At 38.3% G+C, this 17,622-nt stretch carries 19 protein-coding genes; 5 read left to right on the forward strand and 14 right to left on the reverse strand.

The genetic code is table 11. From position 1 onward, the window contains the following. Positions 1-14: 14 nt before the first annotated feature. The 12 genes from rpsC to rpsL all read right to left on the reverse strand — a co-directional run bounded on the left by rpsC (position 15) and on the right by rpsL (position 8,535). A complete protein-coding gene (gene rpsC / locus V4P55_RS03065; RefSeq protein WP_455474963.1) occupies positions 15-725 on the reverse strand; it encodes a 30S ribosomal protein S3 in 711 nt (236 codons plus the stop codon). Beyond that, the gene (gene rplV / locus V4P55_RS03070) at positions 725-1,114 is read right to left on the reverse strand and encodes a 50S ribosomal protein L22 (protein WP_455474964.1); all 390 of its coding nucleotides are present in this window, start codon (positions 1,112-1,114) and stop codon (positions 725-727) included. The genes rpsC and rplV overlap by 1 nt, the downstream gene beginning before the upstream one ends. A 2-nt stretch (positions 1,115-1,116) precedes the next feature. After that, positions 1,117-1,395, reverse strand: coding sequence for a 30S ribosomal protein S19 (rpsS, locus tag V4P55_RS03075; protein WP_455474965.1), 279 nt, complete (start codon positions 1,393-1,395; stop codon positions 1,117-1,119). Positions 1,396-1,410: 15 nt separating this feature from the next. After that, complete coding sequence (gene rplB / locus V4P55_RS03080; protein WP_455474966.1) at positions 1,411-2,244, reverse strand: 50S ribosomal protein L2; 834 nt, start codon at positions 2,242-2,244, stop codon at positions 1,411-1,413. A gap of 21 nt (positions 2,245-2,265) precedes the next feature. Further along, positions 2,266-2,559 carry a 50S ribosomal protein L23 gene (locus tag V4P55_RS03085; protein WP_455474967.1) on the reverse strand — a complete coding sequence of 98 codons (294 nt, stop codon included), beginning with the start codon at positions 2,557-2,559 and terminating at the stop codon, positions 2,266-2,268. Continuing rightward, positions 2,556-3,176, reverse strand: a complete 621-nt coding sequence (gene rplD / locus V4P55_RS03090) for a 50S ribosomal protein L4 (RefSeq protein ID WP_455474968.1) — start codon at positions 3,174-3,176, stop codon at positions 2,556-2,558. The genes V4P55_RS03085 and rplD overlap by 4 nt, the downstream gene beginning before the upstream one ends. Beyond that, complete coding sequence (gene rplC, locus V4P55_RS03095; RefSeq protein ID WP_455474969.1) at positions 3,176-3,916, reverse strand: 50S ribosomal protein L3; 741 nt, start codon at positions 3,914-3,916, stop codon at positions 3,176-3,178. The genes rplD and rplC overlap by 1 nt, the downstream gene beginning before the upstream one ends. A gap of 27 nt (positions 3,917-3,943) precedes the next feature. Continuing rightward, entirely contained in the window at positions 3,944-4,252 is a 309-nt protein-coding gene (gene rpsJ / locus V4P55_RS03100) for a 30S ribosomal protein S10 (protein ID WP_004855744.1), read from the reverse strand. A gap of 65 nt (positions 4,253-4,317) precedes the next feature. Then, positions 4,318-5,493: an elongation factor Tu gene (gene tuf, locus V4P55_RS03105; protein WP_455474610.1), complete on the reverse strand. Its 1,176-nt coding sequence runs from the start codon at positions 5,491-5,493 to the stop codon at positions 4,318-4,320. Between the two features lie 66 nt (positions 5,494-5,559). Continuing rightward, on the reverse strand, positions 5,560-7,644 hold the full coding sequence (gene fusA / locus V4P55_RS03110) for an elongation factor G (RefSeq protein ID WP_455474970.1): 2,085 nt from the start codon (positions 7,642-7,644) through the stop codon (positions 5,560-5,562). A gap of 30 nt (positions 7,645-7,674) precedes the next feature. Next, the gene (gene rpsG, locus V4P55_RS03115) at positions 7,675-8,145 is read right to left on the reverse strand and encodes a 30S ribosomal protein S7 (protein WP_455474971.1); all 471 of its coding nucleotides are present in this window, start codon (positions 8,143-8,145) and stop codon (positions 7,675-7,677) included. Positions 8,146-8,163: 18 nt separating this feature from the next. Next, entirely contained in the window at positions 8,164-8,535 is a 372-nt protein-coding gene (gene rpsL, locus V4P55_RS03120) for a 30S ribosomal protein S12 (RefSeq protein WP_336276578.1), read from the reverse strand. 495 nt (positions 8,536-9,030) lie between these two features. On the opposite strand from rpsL, the gene xth reads away from it, so the two are divergent. The 5 genes from xth (at position 9,031) to V4P55_RS03145 (ending at position 13,196) form a co-directional block, all read left to right on the forward strand. Continuing rightward, positions 9,031-9,813 carry an exodeoxyribonuclease III gene (gene xth / locus V4P55_RS03125; protein WP_455474972.1) on the forward strand — a complete coding sequence of 261 codons (783 nt, stop codon included), beginning with the start codon at positions 9,031-9,033 and terminating at the stop codon, positions 9,811-9,813. Positions 9,814-9,935: 122 nt separating this feature from the next. Beyond that, positions 9,936-10,841 (forward strand): transporter substrate-binding domain-containing protein, encoded by a 906-nt coding sequence (locus V4P55_RS03130; RefSeq protein WP_455474973.1) that lies wholly within the window; start codon positions 9,936-9,938, stop codon positions 10,839-10,841. Between the two features lie 125 nt (positions 10,842-10,966). Beyond that, entirely contained in the window at positions 10,967-11,719 is a 753-nt protein-coding gene (locus V4P55_RS03135; RefSeq protein ID WP_455475115.1) for an amino acid ABC transporter permease, read from the forward strand. A gap of 2 nt (positions 11,720-11,721) precedes the next feature. Next, positions 11,722-12,438, forward strand: coding sequence for an amino acid ABC transporter permease (locus V4P55_RS03140; protein ID WP_455474974.1), 717 nt, complete (start codon positions 11,722-11,724; stop codon positions 12,436-12,438). Between the two features lie 11 nt (positions 12,439-12,449). Continuing rightward, positions 12,450-13,196: an amino acid ABC transporter ATP-binding protein gene (locus tag V4P55_RS03145; protein WP_455474975.1), complete on the forward strand. Its 747-nt coding sequence runs from the start codon at positions 12,450-12,452 to the stop codon at positions 13,194-13,196. An 889-nt stretch (positions 13,197-14,085) separates the two neighbouring features. Here V4P55_RS03145 and V4P55_RS03150 read toward each other — a convergent pair. Continuing rightward, on the reverse strand, positions 14,086-16,809 hold the full coding sequence (locus V4P55_RS03150; RefSeq protein WP_455475116.1) for a valine--tRNA ligase: 2,724 nt from the start codon (positions 16,807-16,809) through the stop codon (positions 14,086-14,088). A gap of 135 nt (positions 16,810-16,944) precedes the next feature. Then, the gene (locus V4P55_RS03155) at positions 16,945-17,514 is read right to left on the reverse strand and encodes a DUF2497 domain-containing protein (RefSeq protein WP_455474976.1); all 570 of its coding nucleotides are present in this window, start codon (positions 17,512-17,514) and stop codon (positions 16,945-16,947) included. Positions 17,515-17,622: the final 108 nt, after the last annotated feature.

Consider the following 17,622-nt stretch of genomic DNA (forward strand, 5'->3'; position numbering starts at 1 on the left):
GTTCGACCACAAAACTAAGTATTTTCACGGCGACGATTCGGTGATGAACCTGAATGATCGCTTTCTATAGCTCGACGCTCTGAAGCCATAGGATCATGTTCAAGGATTTCACCTTTAAAAACCCAAACCTTAACACCACAAATACCATAAGCAGTCTTCGCTTCTGCTGTACCATAATCTACATCAGCACGTAAAGTATGAAGTGGAACACGACCTTCACGATACCATTCCATTCGTGCAATCTCAGCGCCACCAAGACGACCGGAACAATTAATACGAATACCCTCTGCCCCAAGACGCATAGCTGATTGAACTGCACGCTTCATTGCACGTCTAAAAGCAACACGTCGCTCAAGTTGCTGAGCTATTGATTGCGCAATAATTGTTGCATCAATTTCTGGCTTACGTATTTCTACAATATTTAATGAAGTCTCCGCATTCGTCATTTCAGAAAGCTTCCGGCGAAGCTTTTCAATATCAGCGCCTTTTTTACCGATAATAAGACCAGGACGAGCTGAATGAATTGTAACACGACATTTTTTGTGAGGACGCTCAATAACCACTTTGGAAATAGCAGCCTGCTTCAATTCTTCAAGTACATATAAGCGAATCTTTAAATCTTCATGAAGAAGGACACCATACTCACCACTATCAGCATACCAACGAGAATCCCAAGTCCTATTAACTCCAAGACGAAGACCTACTGGATTTATCTTCTGACCCATTATGCGGCCTCCACTTTTTCGGTAATTTCACGAACAATAATAGTAAGATGCGAAAATGGACGTTCAATTCTACTAGTCCGTCCACGACCACGAACATGGAAACGCTTCATCACTACAGATTTTCCAACATAGGCTTCTGCGACAATCAATGAATCAATATCAAGATCATGATTATTTTCTGCATTTGCGATCGCAGCTTCAAGAGTTTTTTTAACTGTCCCAGCAATACGTTTACGCGAAAACGTTAAATCAGCCAATGCTACATTAACTTTCTTACCACGTATCATAGCAGCAACCAAATTAAGCTTTTGTGGACTAACACGAATTGTCCGAGTAACAGCTTTTGCCTCATTATCTTTAAGCTGGCGCGCAACCTTGGACTTTCCCATCCTTACTTCCTCTTCGCTTTCTTATCTGCACCATGCCCATAATAAGTCCGAGTTGGAGCAAACTCACCAAACTTATGTCCAACCATCTCTTCAGAAACAGAAACAGGAATATGCTTATTTCCGTTGTGCACACCAAAAGTTAAACCAACAAATTGTGGTAAAATAGTAGAGCGACGACTCCATATCTTAATAACTTCATGACGTCCACTTGCACGCACTTTTTCTGCCTTCTCAAGAAGATAGCCGTCGACAAACGGACCTTTCCAAACTGAACGAACCACTCCAGACTACCTCTCTTATTTCTTGCGCTGATGACGCGTACGCATAATAAACTTATCAGTGGCTTTATTAGAACGTGTACGTTTACCTTTTGTAAGCTTACCCCAAGGAGACACAGGATGACGCCCCCCTGATGTACGTCCTTCACCACCACCATGTGGATGATCAACAGGATTCATAGCAACCCCACGAACATGTGGACGCTTACCACGCCAACGTGATCGACCAGCTTTACCATTATTAATATTCCCATGATCAGGATTTGAAACAGCACCTATAGTTGCAAAACAACTACCGGGAACTAAACGCTGTTCACCAGAATTAAGACGAAGAATAGCCATCCCCTGATCACGTCCAACCAATTGTGCATAAGTCCCAGCAGAACGTGCAATTTGACCACCTTTCCCAGGCTTCATCTCAACATTATGAATTATAGTACCTACCGGCATATTGCTGAGTGGCATTGCATTACCTGGCTTAACATCAATGTTTGAACCAGCAATAACAGAATCACCAACCCCAAGACGTTGTGGAGCAAGTATATAAGCTAATTGCCCATCTTCATAACGAATTAGCGCAATAAAAGCAGTACGATTTGGATCATACTCTAAACGTTCAACCTTTGCGGAAATATTGCGTTTTAGACGCTTAAAATCAACAAACCGATAACGACGTTTATGACCACCACCCTGAAAACGAGCAGTAATTCGACCACGATTATTACGTCCACCTTTTGATGATAATCCCTCAGTCAATGTTTTTACAGGCTTCCCCTTATAAAGATCAGAACGATCCACAACAACAAGCTGACGCTGTCCAGGAGTAGTCGGATTAAAATGCTTAAGTGCCATTATCTTTATCTCCGAACCTCTTTAAAGACCTGTTGAAACATCAATAGATTGACCATGAGCAAGCGTCACAATCGCTTTTTTAACATCAATTTGCTTCCCAACAATGCCTTTAAAACGCTTCACTTTACCTTTACGAACTATCGTATTAACTGCTTTAACTTGAACATTAAAAAGCGCTTCAACAGCAGCTTTAATTTCAGATTTTGTCGCATTCAACGCAACATTAAAAGCAACTTGATTATATTCAGAAATCATAGTCGACTTTTCAGTAATAACCGGACTAATAATTATATCATAATAACGAAGATCTGTCATTTAAAACGCTCCTCAAGAGCTTCAACAGCTGCTTTTGATAAAACCAGCTTGTTACGACGTAAAATATCATAAACATTAATTCCTTGTATCGGCAAAACATCAATATTAGGAATATTAGATGCCGCACGAAAGAAGTTAACATCAATTTCTTGACCGCCAACTACTAAAGCATTACTGAAACCAAGTCTACAAAAATTCGAGACAAGCACTTTTGTTTTAAAATCACTAATACTTAAGTCATCTACTATAATCAAATCATTTGTTTTCAATTTTGATGATAAAGCAAAACGTAATCCAAGCGCGCGAATCTTTTTAGGAAGATCATGCGCATGACTATGTACCACTGGGCCATGCGCCTTACCACCACCTCGAAACTGCGGAGCACGAGCAGAAGAATGCCGAGCACGTCCAGTTCCTTTTTGTTTAAACATTTTTGCTCCAGTTCGCGACACATCAGATCGACCTTGCGATTGATGTGTACCTTGCTGACGGCGAGCAAGCTGCCAACGAACAACACGTTGCAAAATGTCTTCACGAGGAACAAGACCAAAAATGTCCTTAGAAACCTTTAATTTACCAGCTTCATCACCATCAAGAGTTTTAACTATAAGATCCATTATTCGGTCCCCTCAGATTTAGAGGCTTCGGTTACTGAAGCAACCATCTCCGTTTTTTCTTCTATACGCTGACGAATACCAGCAGGTCGTGGCACATTATCAGGAAGGCGTTTTTTTACAGCATCTCGCACTAAAATCCATGCCCCTTTAGAACCAGAAACAGAACCACGCACTAAAATTAAACCACGTTCAACATCCGTAGAAATAACTTCAATATTTTGCGTTGTTACACGCACCTGACCCATGTGGCCAGCCATTTTTTTGCCTTTAAATACTTTACCAGGATCCTGACATTGACCTGTCGAACCATGAGCACGATGTGTAATTGAATTACCATGTGAAGCACGATGTCCGCCAAAATTATGCCTCTTCATAACACCAGCAAAACCTTTACCTATACTCGTGCCTGTCACATCGACCCTTTGCCCTGGAATAAAATGTTCCACTGTAATCTCAGTGCCGACATCAAGGAGATTATCGGGAGTAACCCGAAACTCTACCACTTTAGCTTTTGGTTCAACAAAAGCCTTAGCAAAATGTCCACGAAGAGCTCGCGAAACATTCTTAACTTTAGCGAAGCCTACACCTAGCTGAACAGCAGTATAACCATTCTTTTCAACTGTTCGCTGAGCTACAACCTGACAATTCTTCAAACGAAGTACTGTTACTGGTACATGCTCACCTGCATCATTATAAACACGGGTCATGCCCAGCTTCTGTGCTATTACACCTGAACGCATCGGGTCTGTTCCTTCTGTCCTCAAACCTCAGAGCTTAATCTCAACATCCACACCAGCAGAAAGGTCAAGCTTCATAAGCGCATCGACCGTTTGCGGCGTTGGATCAACAATATCAAGAAGACGCTTATGTGTACGCATTTCAAATTGCTCACGACTCTTCTTATCAATGTGCGGACCACGATTAACCGTAAATTTCTCAATCCGCGTTGGAAGCGGAATGGGACCACGGACATTAGCACCGGTACGCTTAGCTGTCGACACAATTTCACGCGTCGATGCATCAAGAATTCTATGATCAAACGCTTTTAAGCGGATGCGAATATTTTGACTGTTCATGCTCTTTATTTCCCGTCACTCAAAACATCTTTAAAAAATTAAAGACATTCCTCAACAATTATTATTTACTCAATAATCTTAGAGACAATACCTGCACCAACAGTACGACCACCTTCACGAATAGCAAAGCGAAGCTTTTCTTCCATTGCGATCGGAACAATCAAAGAGACATCCATGGCAACGTTATCACCAGGCATAACCATTTCAGTCCCTTCTGGAAGAGAAACGATACCTGTCACATCCGTAGTACGGAAATAAAACTGTGGGCGATAATTGGTGAAAAAAGGTGTATGACGACCGCCTTCATCCTTTGTTAAAATATAAGCTTCAGCTTTAAACTTCGTATGAGGAGTAACTGAACCAGGCTTTGCCAAAACTTGACCACGCTCAATCCCTTCACGATCAACACCACGAAGAAGTGCACCAATATTATCACCCGCCTGCCCTTGATCCAAAAGCTTACGGAACATCTCAACGCCTGTAACTGTCGTCTTAGAAGTGGGACGAATTCCGATAATTTCGATTTCTTCACCAACTTTGATAACACCGCGTTCAACACGACCAGTAACAACTGTCCCACGACCAGAAATGGAAAAAACATCTTCAATCGGCATTAAGAAAGGTTGATCAACAGGACGCTCCGGCGTTGGTATATAATTATCAACCTCACTCATCAAAAGACGAACTGCATCTTCACCAATGCTTTTATCTGTATCCTCAAGAGCTGCCAATGCTGAACCTTTTACAATCGGTATTTCATCTCCTGGAAAATCATACTTTGATAAAAGCTCACGAACTTCAAGCTCAACAAGCTCCAAAAGTTCAGCATCATCAACTTGATCAACCTTATTCAAAAATACAACAATCGCAGGAACACCAACCTGACGTGCTAGCAAAATATGTTCGCGTGTTTGAGGCATTGGACCGTCAGCTGCGGAAACAACCAAAATTGCTCCATCCATCTGCGCAGCTCCCGTAATCATGTTTTTCACATAATCTGCGTGTCCCGGACAATCAACATGTGCATAGTGTCGATTCTCTGTTTCATATTCAACATGCGCCGTAGAAATGGTAATCCCGCGCGCACGTTCTTCCGGCGCAGCATCAATTTGATCATACGCTTTAAATTCTCCAAAATATTTCGTAATCGCTGCTGTTAACGAAGTTTTCCCATGGTCAACGTGACCAATCGTACCAATATTAACGTGCGGTTTCGTACGTTCAAATTTGCTCTTTGCCATCTTGAGCTCTCCATTTTTTGTCCAAATTAAGGACTAAGTTAAAAAAACAAACTACGTAATTAAAGATTACGCATATTTCTTTTGAATCTCCAAAGCAACAGCCGAAGGAACAGGCTCATAGTGATCAAACTGCATTGTATATTGAGCACGCCCCTGACTCATAGAACGAAGGCTATTTACATACCCAAACATATTCGCTAAAGGCACCATCGCATTCACAACAGTTGCGATACCACGCGCCTCAGTTCCTGAAATTTGACCTCGACGAGAATTTAAATCACCAATAACATCACCCACATAATCCTCTGGTGTAACAACCTCTACCTTCATAATCGGCTCAAGAAGCTGCGCACCTGCTTTTTTAGCACCATCTCTAAAAGCTGCCCGAGCAGCAATTTCAAATGCTAAAACAGAAGAATCAACATCATGATAGGCGCCATCAATTAAAGTAGCTTTTACACCAAGCATAGGGAATCCTGCAAGAGGACCTGACCCCATAACACTTTCAATTCCTTTTTGAACACCTGGAATATATTCTTTTGGAACAGATCCCCCAACAATTTTTGATTCAAAAATAAAATCATCACCATCATGAGGCTCAAAGATAATCTTTACTCGAGCGAACTGTCCAGCACCACCAGACTGTTTTTTGTGAGTATAATCAATTTCTGCAGTCTTTGTAATAGATTCACGATAAGCTACCTGAGGCTGCCCGATATTTGCTTCAACTTTAAACTCACGCCGCATACGATCAACAATAATATCAAGATGCAACTCACCCATACCAGCTATTATCGTCTGCCCAGATTCTTCATCAGACTTAACACGAAATGACGGATCTTCCGCAGCTAAACGATTGAGCGCAATCCCCATCTTCTCTTGATCTGCTTTCGTTTTAGGCTCAATTGCAATTTCAATAACAGGCTCAGGAAACTCCATTCGCTCCAAAATAACAGGCTTCAAAGGATCACAAAGAGTATCACCCGTTGTTGTCTCTTTAAGCCCTGCAAGAGCGACAATATCACCCGCAAACGCTTCTTCAATATCTTCACGAGAATTTGAATGCATCTGAAGCATACGTCCTAAACGCTCTTTTTTTCTCTTTACAGTATTTTCAAGAGAAACACCCTTTTGAACTTTACCAGAATAAATACGACAGAAAGTCAATGACCCAACGAAAGGATCATTCATAATTTTGAAAGCCAACATAGAGAGTGGGGCATCATCTGAAGATTCACGCGTTGTTTCAGTTTCAGTTTTTACATCAATACCATTAATCGCTGGCACATCAACCGGAGAAGGAAGGTAAGAAACAACAGCATCTAAAAGTGGCTGAATTCCCTTATTCTTGAAAGCCGAACCACAAAGAACCGGATGAAATTGAACCTCTACCGTTCCTTTGCGAATAAGAGCAGTAAGTTGCTCGTTAGTAGGCATCACCCCTTCTAAATAAGCTTCCATCGCTAATTCATCAATCTCAACAGCCGTCTCAATTAATTTTTCGCGATATTCTTCTGCTTTTTCTCTTAAATCAGCAGGAATCTCGCTTACAACCGCAGAAGCACCAATAGAACCATCCCATCTCAATGCCTGCATCTCGATAAGGTCAACAACACCCTCAAAGTCATTTTCAGCGCCGATCGGCAATTGTAAAACAAGTGCTTTAGCCCCTAATCGTGAACCCACCATTTCTACACTACGATAGAAATCTGCACCTATTTTATCCATTTTATTAACAAAAACCATTCGCGGCACGCGATATTTTTCCGCCTGCCTCCAAACAGTTTCCGTTTGAGGTTCAACACCAGCATTCGCATCCAACAGCGCTATTGCACCATCAAGAACACGCAAAGAACGTTCAACCTCAATTGTAAAATCAACGTGCCCTGGAGTATCAATGATATTGAATCGCCGCTTCCGACCATCACGCCCTTCCCAAAACGTTGTCGTCGCTGCAGATGTAATCGTAATACCACGTTCCTGCTCTTGCTCCATCCAATCCATCGTAGAAGCACCATCATGCGTTTCACCGATTTTATGATTTTTACCAGTGTAGAACAAAATACGCTCAGTCATAGTGGTTTTACCAGCGTCAATATGCGCCATAATACCAAAATTACGATAATCTTCAATTTTATATCCGCGAGCCATTATTACTTGCCTTAGTTTAAGAAAACACACTCACCAACGATAATGAGAAAATGCACGATTAGCTTCAGCCATACGATGAACATCTTCACGCTTCTTTACCGCAGAACCACGATTATTAGCCGCATCCACCAGTTCACCAGAAAGACGATCTATCATCGTCGTTTCATTACGCCCACGCGCCGCTGTAATCAACCAACGAATAGCAAGCGCTTGACGACGATCTGGACGAACATCAATCGGAACTTGATAAGTGGCTCCACCAACACGGCGCGAACGGACCTCAATATGAGGCGCAACATTTTCCAACGCCTTATGAAACAAAGCCACAGGATCTGATTTTACTTTACTCTCCACAACATCAAGCGCACCATAAACAATACGCTCAGCAACCGATTTCTTTCCATCAAACATTATGGCATTCATAAATTTTGTAATAACCAAATCACCAAACTTCGGATCTGGATTAATTTCACGCTTTTCTGCTCTATGACGACGGGACATTAGCTCTGTCTTTCAATATTATTTTGGACGCTTTGCGCCATACTTCGAACGACGCTGTTTACGATTTTTCACACCTTGAGTATCAAGCAACCCACGAATAATGTGATAACGAACCCCTGGCAAATCCTTCACACGACCACCACGAATCATCACAACAGAGTGCTCTTGAAGATTATGCCCTTCACCAGGAATATAACCGATCACTTCAAACCCATTTGTTAAACGAATCTTAGCAACTTTGCGAAGAGCAGAGTTCGGCTTTTTAGGTGTCGTTGTATAAACACGTGTACAAACACCACGCTTCTGGGGATTTGCCTGAAGAGCAGGAACCTTGTTACGCTTAACAGGGACCGCACGTGGCTTGCGAATCAACTGGTTTACGGTAGGCATGTGACCTTCCTCTTTTTTACGTTCGTCTTATTCACTTAAGCTTTTCACTTCCATCTTTTTTAAATAAACCAGAACAAAAATTAAACTCATACAAAAAACCGGGCATGACTGTAAGGAAACAGTTTACCCTAGTAAAAGCAGAGAAGGCAATATCCTTTTGCACTGGCATTTTTTTTATTTTAAAAACTCTGTTAGAGGTGATATCCACACAAATACTTAAAACTCAATCACCCTAACATCGGTTGCTATATCCTCTAATAACGAGAACATGTACATTCGTCAAGAACTAAACATCACAAAGTTTACAAAAAATAAATTAATATTATGATTACAATATTTTAAATTAGCTTTTATAGGAAATCTTGATAAATCAAATTACTATAGTAACATCTGTACCTAATAATTTAAAGAGTAACAACATACTAAAGGCACTATCATGCTACGTCAACGTAGCTACTTAACAAATTATGTAACTGGTTATCTAAGGCAAACACCATGAAAATAGCAACATGGAATATCGCGGGAATAAAAGCGCGACATGACACATTATGTAAATGGTTAAAGCAAAATCAGCCTGATATAGTCTGTCTACAAGAAATTAAAAGTACCGATGAAAATTTACCACGCAATGCAATCGAAAATTTAGGTTATCACATAGAAACTCACGGACAAAAAGGGTTTAACGGTGTTGCACTTCTTTCTAAAAAAACACCTGATGAAGTTATCCGTCAATTACCCGGTAATGATAATGATAAACAAGCACGTTACATCGAAGCCGTTTATTCAATAAATAAAAGAACCATTCGTATTGCATCCCTTTATCTTCCAAATGGCAATCCTATTGATAGTGAAAAATATCTCTATAAAATGGAATGGATGAAAAGACTCTATACACATGCAAAATCATTACTTGCATATGAAGAACCCACTATCTTAGCTGGAGATTATAATGTCATACCTACTCCATTGGATGCAAAAAAACCTCAAGAATGGAGTAATGACGCCTTATTTCTCCCACAGACAAGACATGCATTCCAACGCATTATTAATTTAGGATTTTATGATTCTATTCGCAGCGTTACAGATATGTCATCATTTAGTTTTTGGGATTTTCAAGCTAAGGCATGGATTAAAAATAACGGTATTCGCATAGATCACTTATTATTGTCACCAGAAGCCATTGATAAACTTATTTGTGCGTATAGCCAAACAGAAGTAAGGGGATACCAAAAACCATCAGACCATGTTCCTGTTTGGATCTATCTTGATTTTAATTAATTAAGGTACACCTCTAAAACTTTCATTCATAAAGTAAAAAAACATGGCAATTTAAGTAATAAATATGTTACACAATACGAATTTATTATTAAAAATAATAAAAAAATAAATGGAGGGGAATAATGAAAAAATTACTGTTAATATTTATGGCAGCTACTGCTATAGGACTTACAACTTTTGCACAAGCTAGCAATGATACACTTGAGAAAATAAAAAAAACAGGGGCGATTACTTTAGGTGTTCGTGAATCATCAGGCTTAGCTTATGCGCTTGGTAATGGAGAATATGTGGGATTCCACACAGAAATGGCAAAACGCATTATTGATGACATTTCAAAAAAAATTGGAAAACCAATTAAGACTCATTATTTACCCATCACATCACAAAATAGAATTGCGCTACTCAAGAATGGTACCTATGATTTTGAATGTGGTTCAACAACAAATGATGTAGCACGTAGCAAAGACGCAGCATTTGCCTACACCACTTATGTTGAAGAAGTTCGGATTGCTGTAAAGAAAAATTCTAACATTAAATCCCTTGACGATTTAAATGGGAAAACAATCGCAACAACCACTGGTACAACTTCCGTTCAGCTGCTCCGCAAAAATCAGCGAGCAAAAGATTTTCATTTTGGTGTCGTTCAAGGAAAAGATCATGGAGACAGTTTTCTGTTATTAGAATCAGGTCGTGCAGATGCATTTATTATGGATGCTTCAATTCTTGCAGGACATATTGCTAAGTCTAAAAATCCATCTGATTATATCATTCTCGATACTGTGCTTTCTGTTGAACCTATTGCCTGTATGCTCAGACTCAATGACGAAAACTTAAAGCAAACAATCAATGAAAACATTATACGCCAAATTCAAGACGGATCGCTTGAAAAGCTTTATAACAGATGGTTTATGGAACCGATCCCTCCTGCAAATGTTATTGTCAATCTTCCTTTGTCAAAATCAACAAAGCGTGCCTGGGAAAACCCAAATAGTATGCCTCGTGAAGATTACGTAGAAAATAGTTTATAAAATTTGGAAAGCGTAATCATACTCTTTAAAAATTGAGTGCGTCTAAAATTTGTTTATTTTTCAACAAATTTTAGACTGTAGAAATGTAGCTTTTGCATATAACTACGTTTGGGAAATATTAAATGATGGACTTTTCTTTCCTTTGTACAGATGATCTTAATCAAACACGGATAGCTGGATGTCTGGGAACGCCGGGTATAAGTCACACCTATTTAGATACACTGCTCGATAGCTTAAAAAATACAGTTATACTATCTATTTCTTCGCTACTCTTAGCTATCGTTTTTGGTGTTATTATAGGAACAATGCGTACTCTGCCAAATACTTCTATGATTCGTTGCCTATTTCGCACCATTGGAGGCATTTGGGTAGAAATTATGCGCAACATCCCTTTACTTGTACAAGTATTCTTATGGTATTTTGTTGTACCTGAAATTTATCCACCAGCAATGAATTTACCATCTATTCTATTAATAATATGTGCTTTGGGATTTTTTACATCTGCACGCATTGCAGAACAAGTTCGCTCAGGAATTGAATCAATACCTTCTGGACAGCGCGATGCAGCTATGGCAATGGGATTTACGACTTATCAAATTTATCGCTATATTATATTACCGCGTGCCATGCGCACAATCATGCCACCACTTACTTCAGAAGCAATGAGCGTTGTAAAAAATTCGTCTATAGCATTTGCCGTTTCAATAAATGAACTGATGCAATTCCAATACCAAACAATTGAAGAAGTAAGTCATGTTTACGAAAACTACTTCATTGTCACTATTCTTTATATTTTGGTAGCATTATGCATATTTATTATTATGACAACAATTGAACAGATGCTCAAAATTCCTAGTTTTCAAGCAGAGGGACATTGAATATGACAAATTTCATAAACTCTCCGTTTGAACTTCATTCGCTTTTTAATTTCGCAAACTTTGATTTTTCATTTTTTACTTTCGATGTATTTCGTTCTTATATTCTTTCAGGATTAATTTTTAGCATTTTGTTAACCATTTTTTCTACAGTATTTGGACTTATCTTCGGCACATTATTAGCAATGATGCGGCTTTCTTCTATTAAATTACTTTCTGCACTTGCAATAATTTACATAACTGCCATGCGTTCAATACCGCTTGTCATGGTTATCTTGTGGTTTTTTGTACTTTTACCTTTTATCACTGGTACATCAATCGGTGCAAATAAATCAGCATTAATTACCTTTAGTGCATTTGAAACCGCTTATTTTGCTGAAATTATACGTGCTGGAATCAATTCAGTTCCACAAGGGCAAAAATATGCAGGGCAAGCTCTTGGAATGACTTACTGGCAAAATATGTTCATTGTCATTCTGCCCCAAGCTTTTAGAAATATGCTGCCAATCTTTTTAACGCAAATCATTATTCTTTTCCAGGATACAACTCTTGTCTACGCAATCAGTGGTAACAGTCTTTTGAACGGCTTTGATATTGTTGCAAACAATTTTGGTGTAAAACAAGAAGCATATATCTTAGCAGCTGTTTTCTATTTTGTGATCTGTTTTACATTGTCGCAGATGGTTTTGTACTTACAGAAAAAAATATCCATTATTCGCTAATAGGAAAAAAAATGTCTACTCATATGATCGAAATAAAAAATGTTTCCAATTGGTATGGTAAAGTTAATATTCTAAAAAACTGCACAACCAATATTAATAAAGGAGAAGTTGTTGTCATTTGTGGTCCATCAGGATCTGGAAAATCAACACTTCTTAAAACTATTAATGCCCTGATACCTTTTCAAAAAGGTGAAATTTGGGTTAATGGCGTACCAGTTCATTCAAAAAAGACAAACTTACCTAAATTACGTAGCCATGTAGGAATGGTGTTTCAACACTTTGAGCTTTTTCCACATTTATCTGTTATGGAAAATTTAACAATTGCACAAATTAAAGTCTTAAAACGTAGCAAAAAAGAGGCGATAGAACACGGATTATTATATCTTGAGCGCGTTGGACTCGTTAAACATAAAGATAAATATCCTGGTCAACTTTCTGGAGGTCAACAACAACGCGTTGCTATTGCACGTGCCTTAACTATGGATCCACTTATTATGCTTTTTGACGAGCCCACATCTGCTTTAGATCCTGAAATGGTAGGTGAAGTACTAGATGTAATGATCAGCTTAGCCGGAGAAGGCATGACAATGATTTGTGTAACTCATGAAATGGGATTTGCTCAAAAAGTGTCAGAACGTATTATTTTTATGGATCAAGGAAAAATTCTTGAAGATTGTTCATCTGAAAAATTTTTCTCTGACCCTCAAGCTAGAACACCACGTGCGCAAGAATTTTTATCTAAAGTTCTCACTCAATAATTAATTAATGCATTATGGCTATCAAATCCATTTTTTTTTAAGATTAAAATATAAAGGCTTCAGTCTTTATTTTTAGATATATTAAACGATATAATAGTGATATGTTTAAAAATAATCTTAATGTATAAGCAAGTTTACTAACAGTATTGCCGCGTATCGTAGATTCACATAAAATGATACATGCTGCATTTTGGGTTCAATTTTGATTTTTTTATCATCACCTTTTCATACGCGACAATAAGCATTATTATTTTTTTAATAATGTATTAAAAAAATTGTAAACAACTTTAATAGTCATACCATTTTTATAATTTTCTCTCTCATTGTTTAGGAATGTTTTTTATAGCCACAATCAACATAAAAATAGCTGCATCAAAAAATTAAATCAACAATCGGCAGTTTACTATAAATTATCAATTATTTTATATTTACTGTACAAACAGCAGAAATAAATTTCTTTCTCTACAAATAATATAGTACAAGACTTTTTTTATAATTTTAGCCCATTTATCAATTCAAATCATTTCATTTTATCTCACTTCTAATTGTTATATCTGCCATAATTGTTTATGAAAACAAATATTCTCGTTTACAAAAAACGAGACATTTTTAAATTATAAAGGTAATAAAGTGAGTAGATTAATGAAAATTATCAAAAATATTATATCAAAATGTACGTTATCTCGTCATTTTATCTCTCTTATAATTAATAAGAGATATTTACGTAAAACCTGCACAAAAAATTGATTTTAAAAAAAAGAATTAGCAATAACATCAATAAGCTAAGGAATATAAAGGCAACTATAAAAAGATCACTTTTAACAATCTCATCAACATCACAGTATAAACATCTTCCACTTTTTTAGAAGAATAAAATAAAAAACTGCAATTAAGTTAATCGCTCTAAAGCAAGCGATATTTTCTTTTTAGCATCATACAGTTCCGCAACCCTATCTCGTTCCGCCTCAACAATTTCTTGTTTTGCATTTTCTACAAATTTTGGATTGTTTAATTTAACCGATACTTTTTCAATATCTTTTTCAATTTTATTGATGCTTTTTATCAAGCGAGCACGCTCAGCTTCCAAATCAATCAATTGTCCTAATGGCAAGCAAAAAGTGACCTCTCCAAAAACTATTTGCGCAGATGTCGCTGGAATCTTATCAGAAAAACTAATTGTTTCAATACGTGCTAACTTTTTAAGAATAGCCTCATAACGCTGTACACGCTCACGAATTACGTTCCCTCCTTCTACAATAACAAGAGGTGCTAGCGTCGCGGCTGGAATATTCATCTCGAAACGTACAGAACGAATCTCAGTGATAATATCAACAAGCCAATTAATATCAGCAGCAGCATCTTCATCTGTAAGCGTTATCTCTGGCCATCTAGTCAGTGCCAGCATATCCTCACGCTTGATGTTTGGCGTTTCAGTAAGAGACCACAACTCCTCTGTTATATGAGGCATAAAAGGGTGAAGGAGCTTATAAACTTCATCTAAAACCCAAGCAGTACACGCCTGCGCTTCACTTTTAGCGTCTTCATCAGAACCCTGAAATACCGGTTTAAGCAGTTCTAAATACCAATCACATAATGTATTCCAAATAAATCGGTAAAGTGTACTGGCAGCTTCATTAAATTTATAATTTTCAATACCACTCGTCACGGCTGAGACAGTTCTAGATAATTCTGTCAAAATCCAACGATTAAGCGTAATTTTTGCATTTTCTGGTTTAAAATCTGGATTGTGCTTAACGCCGTTCATTTTTGCAAATCGAGTAGCATTCCACAATTTGGTAGCAAAATTACGATAACCTGCAACACGAGAAGGATCAAGCTTTACATCACGTCCCTGTGCTGCCATAATAGCTAAAGTAAAGCGAAGAGAGTCTGCGCTATATTGATCAATAAGTTCTAATGGATCAATAATGTTTCCTTTAGACTTTGACATCTTTGCGCCGTTTTGATCCCTTACAAGAGCATGCACATAAACTGTTGGGAAAGGAACTTCACCCATAAAGTGCAATCCCATCATCATCATACGAGCAACCCAGAAAAAAATAATATCAAATCCGGTTACAGCTAAAGATGTAGGATAATAAGTCGTTAAAGCAGCTGTTTTTTCAGGCCATCCAAGCGTTGAAAAAGGCCAAAGGGCTGATGAAAACCAAGTATCTAAGACATCTTGATCACGGGTTAACTTAACCTCTTCACCATAATGAGATAAAGCTGCATTGAAAGCTTCCTCTTCACTTTTTTCCACAAAGACTTTACCATCAGGACCATACCAAGCCGGAATCTGATGTCCCCACCATAATTGACGAGAAATGCACCAAGGTTGGATATTCTGCATCCAATTGAAATAAGTTTTTTTCCAGTTGTCCGGAATAAATTGCGTTTTTCCTTGATGTACAGCCTCTATCGCTGGCTTAGCCAATTCTGCAGCATGGACATACCATTGATCTGTCAAGAACGGTTCAATAGGCACGCCACCACGGTCTCCATGGGGAACAGTATGTATATGATCATCAATAGTTGCTAAATACCCGCCCTCTTCCATCAAAGAAACAATCTGATTTCGTGCAACAAAACGATCAGACCCATCCAAATTTTCCACTAATAAATTTAATTCATCTGATAAAGTTAGACCATCAAAAAATGCTTCATTTTCACGAAGAAAAATCTCAGCTTTTTGTGTAAAAATATTAATCAAGCGTAAATTATTGCGCTGCCCTACTTCGAAATCATTAAAGTCATGTGCAGGTGTGATTTTTACAGCACCACTTCCTTCTTCAGGATTGGCATGAACATCACCAACAATTAATAATTTACGACCAACAAGAGGTAAAATAGCATTTTTACCTATTAGATCTTTATAACGATCATCTTCAGAGTTAACCGCGATTCCTGTATCACCAAGTATTGTTTCCGGACGGGTTGTCGCTACTGTTATAAAAGTTGTAGCATCAGTGGGATCAAAAGTTTTTCCTTCAAGCGGATATCTAAAGTGCCACAAATGACCTTTAATTTCTTTTTGTTCAACTTCAAGATCAGAAATCGCCGTTAACAATTTGGGATCCCAATTAACTAAACGCTTATCTTTATATATTAATCCTTGCTTATAAAGTGTAACAAAGACTTCAAGGACAGCTTTAGATAGCCCTTCATCCATCGTAAACCGCTCGCGCGACCAATCACACGAAACACCAAGCCGCCGTAATTGGTTGGCAATCACTCCGCCCGTTTCATGACGCCATTCCCAAATACGCTCGATAAATTTTTCTCGCCCCATTTCTTGACGCGTTGGCTCATTATACTCCGCAAGTTGACGCTCAACTACCATCTGCGTTGCAATCCCTGCATGATCCATACCAGGCTGCCACAACACATTCTTCCCACGCATCCGTTGAAACCGGACTATAATATCTTGAATTGTTGTATTAAGTGCATGCCCCATATGAAGTGATCCCGTAACATTAGGAGGCGGAAGCATAACACAAAAAGACTCAGCACCTATTTTTGCCCCCATTCCAGCGGCAAAAGCACCACGATCTTCCCATTTTTTCGCAATATGTTTTTCTACAGAAGCAGCATCATAGTTTTTTTCTAACATTTCCACCCAATCACCCACAATACCGCTAATAAATGCCAACGTACGATTTAAATCTCATCATACTCTTAGCCAAGTCGCACCGACCATGCAAATCGCAAATAAAATTTTTATAAAAAATAATGATAGAACAAATAATTAAGATGTCTTCTTAATTGCCTTTACGATCTCTTCACGTAAAATATCTTCTAACAAAACAGGTAATTTACCCTGCAACCATTCAGCTATAGCTGGGCGCAAAACATCCTTTGCAATTTTTTCTGCAGAAGAAGCACAATATGCAGGCAGATCCACATGACCAGAAGCCATATTTTCTGACTGTGATACAACTTCCTCACCACTAAACTCGTCTTTCTTCTGAGAAATATGCTGTTCTTCAGAAGTTTTTTTTATATTTCGCTTATCCATACCAATCGCATTATTTCCTGTTTCTGTACTCTCTTGTACTTGTGTTGAAGAAAAATCCCTATTATCAGAAGAAAGCCCAATGCGATCAGCCAAAGCTTTCATCGCATCATCAACTGATAATGTCGCGTCATAAACACTCTCTGAAGCTGCGATTGAACGATCTATAGAAGCATTATTCACTGCAACCCCTTCATTTGAAAGATAATCAGAATGCACTGCATTTTCCTCGATTATTTCACGTATAGATGTCAAAATCTCATCCATACTTGGCTCACGTAACACGCTTGAACTCTGTACCATACTTAAAACCTTTCAAAGAGACGCAACAACAAACAGAATCAATATATTTTAATGTAAGTAAAAGGTCTATGATATAAACACACCTCTTTGTCATGAAAATGATGCTAC

The sequence above is a fragment of the Bartonella sp. B30(2025) genome (genome assembly GCF_053793825.1).

Coding starts and splice junctions, on each gene's coding strand:
- V4P55_RS03085 (WP_455474967.1), bottom strand. CDS start 2,559: ATGACAGATCTTCGTTATTATGATATAATTATTAGTCCGGTTATTACT.
- V4P55_RS03135 (WP_455475115.1), top strand. CDS start 10,967: ATGGACTTTTCTTTCCTTTGTACAGATGATCTTAATCAAACACGGATA.
- V4P55_RS03150 (WP_455475116.1), bottom strand. CDS start 16,809: ATGTTAGAAAAAAACTATGATGCTGCTTCTGTAGAAAAACATATTGCG.
- rpsC (WP_455474963.1), bottom strand. CDS start 725: ATGGGTCAGAAGATAAATCCAGTAGGTCTTCGTCTTGGAGTTAATAGG.
- rplC (WP_455474969.1), bottom strand. CDS start 3,916: ATGCGTTCAGGTGTAATAGCACAGAAGCTGGGCATGACCCGTGTTTAT.
- V4P55_RS03145 (WP_455474975.1), top strand. CDS start 12,450: ATGTCTACTCATATGATCGAAATAAAAAATGTTTCCAATTGGTATGGT.
- V4P55_RS03155 (WP_455474976.1), bottom strand. CDS start 17,514: ATGGTACAGAGTTCAAGCGTGTTACGTGAGCCAAGTATGGATGAGATT.
- V4P55_RS03130 (WP_455474973.1), top strand. CDS start 9,936: ATGAAAAAATTACTGTTAATATTTATGGCAGCTACTGCTATAGGACTT.
- fusA (WP_455474970.1), bottom strand. CDS start 7,644: ATGGCTCGCGGATATAAAATTGAAGATTATCGTAATTTTGGTATTATG.
- rpsL (WP_336276578.1), bottom strand. CDS start 8,535: ATGCCTACCGTAAACCAGTTGATTCGCAAGCCACGTGCGGTCCCTGTT.
- tuf (WP_455474610.1), bottom strand. CDS start 5,493: ATGGCAAAGAGCAAATTTGAACGTACGAAACCGCACGTTAATATTGGT.
- rpsJ (WP_004855744.1), bottom strand. CDS start 4,252: ATGAACAGTCAAAATATTCGCATCCGCTTAAAAGCGTTTGATCATAGA.
- rplV (WP_455474964.1), bottom strand. CDS start 1,114: ATGGGAAAGTCCAAGGTTGCGCGCCAGCTTAAAGATAATGAGGCAAAA.
- rplB (WP_455474966.1), bottom strand. CDS start 2,244: ATGGCACTTAAGCATTTTAATCCGACTACTCCTGGACAGCGTCAGCTT.
- rplD (WP_455474968.1), bottom strand. CDS start 3,176: ATGGATCTTATAGTTAAAACTCTTGATGGTGATGAAGCTGGTAAATTA.
- V4P55_RS03140 (WP_455474974.1), top strand. CDS start 11,722: ATGACAAATTTCATAAACTCTCCGTTTGAACTTCATTCGCTTTTTAAT.
- xth (WP_455474972.1), top strand. CDS start 9,031: ATGAAAATAGCAACATGGAATATCGCGGGAATAAAAGCGCGACATGAC.
- rpsG (WP_455474971.1), bottom strand. CDS start 8,145: ATGTCCCGTCGTCATAGAGCAGAAAAGCGTGAAATTAATCCAGATCCG.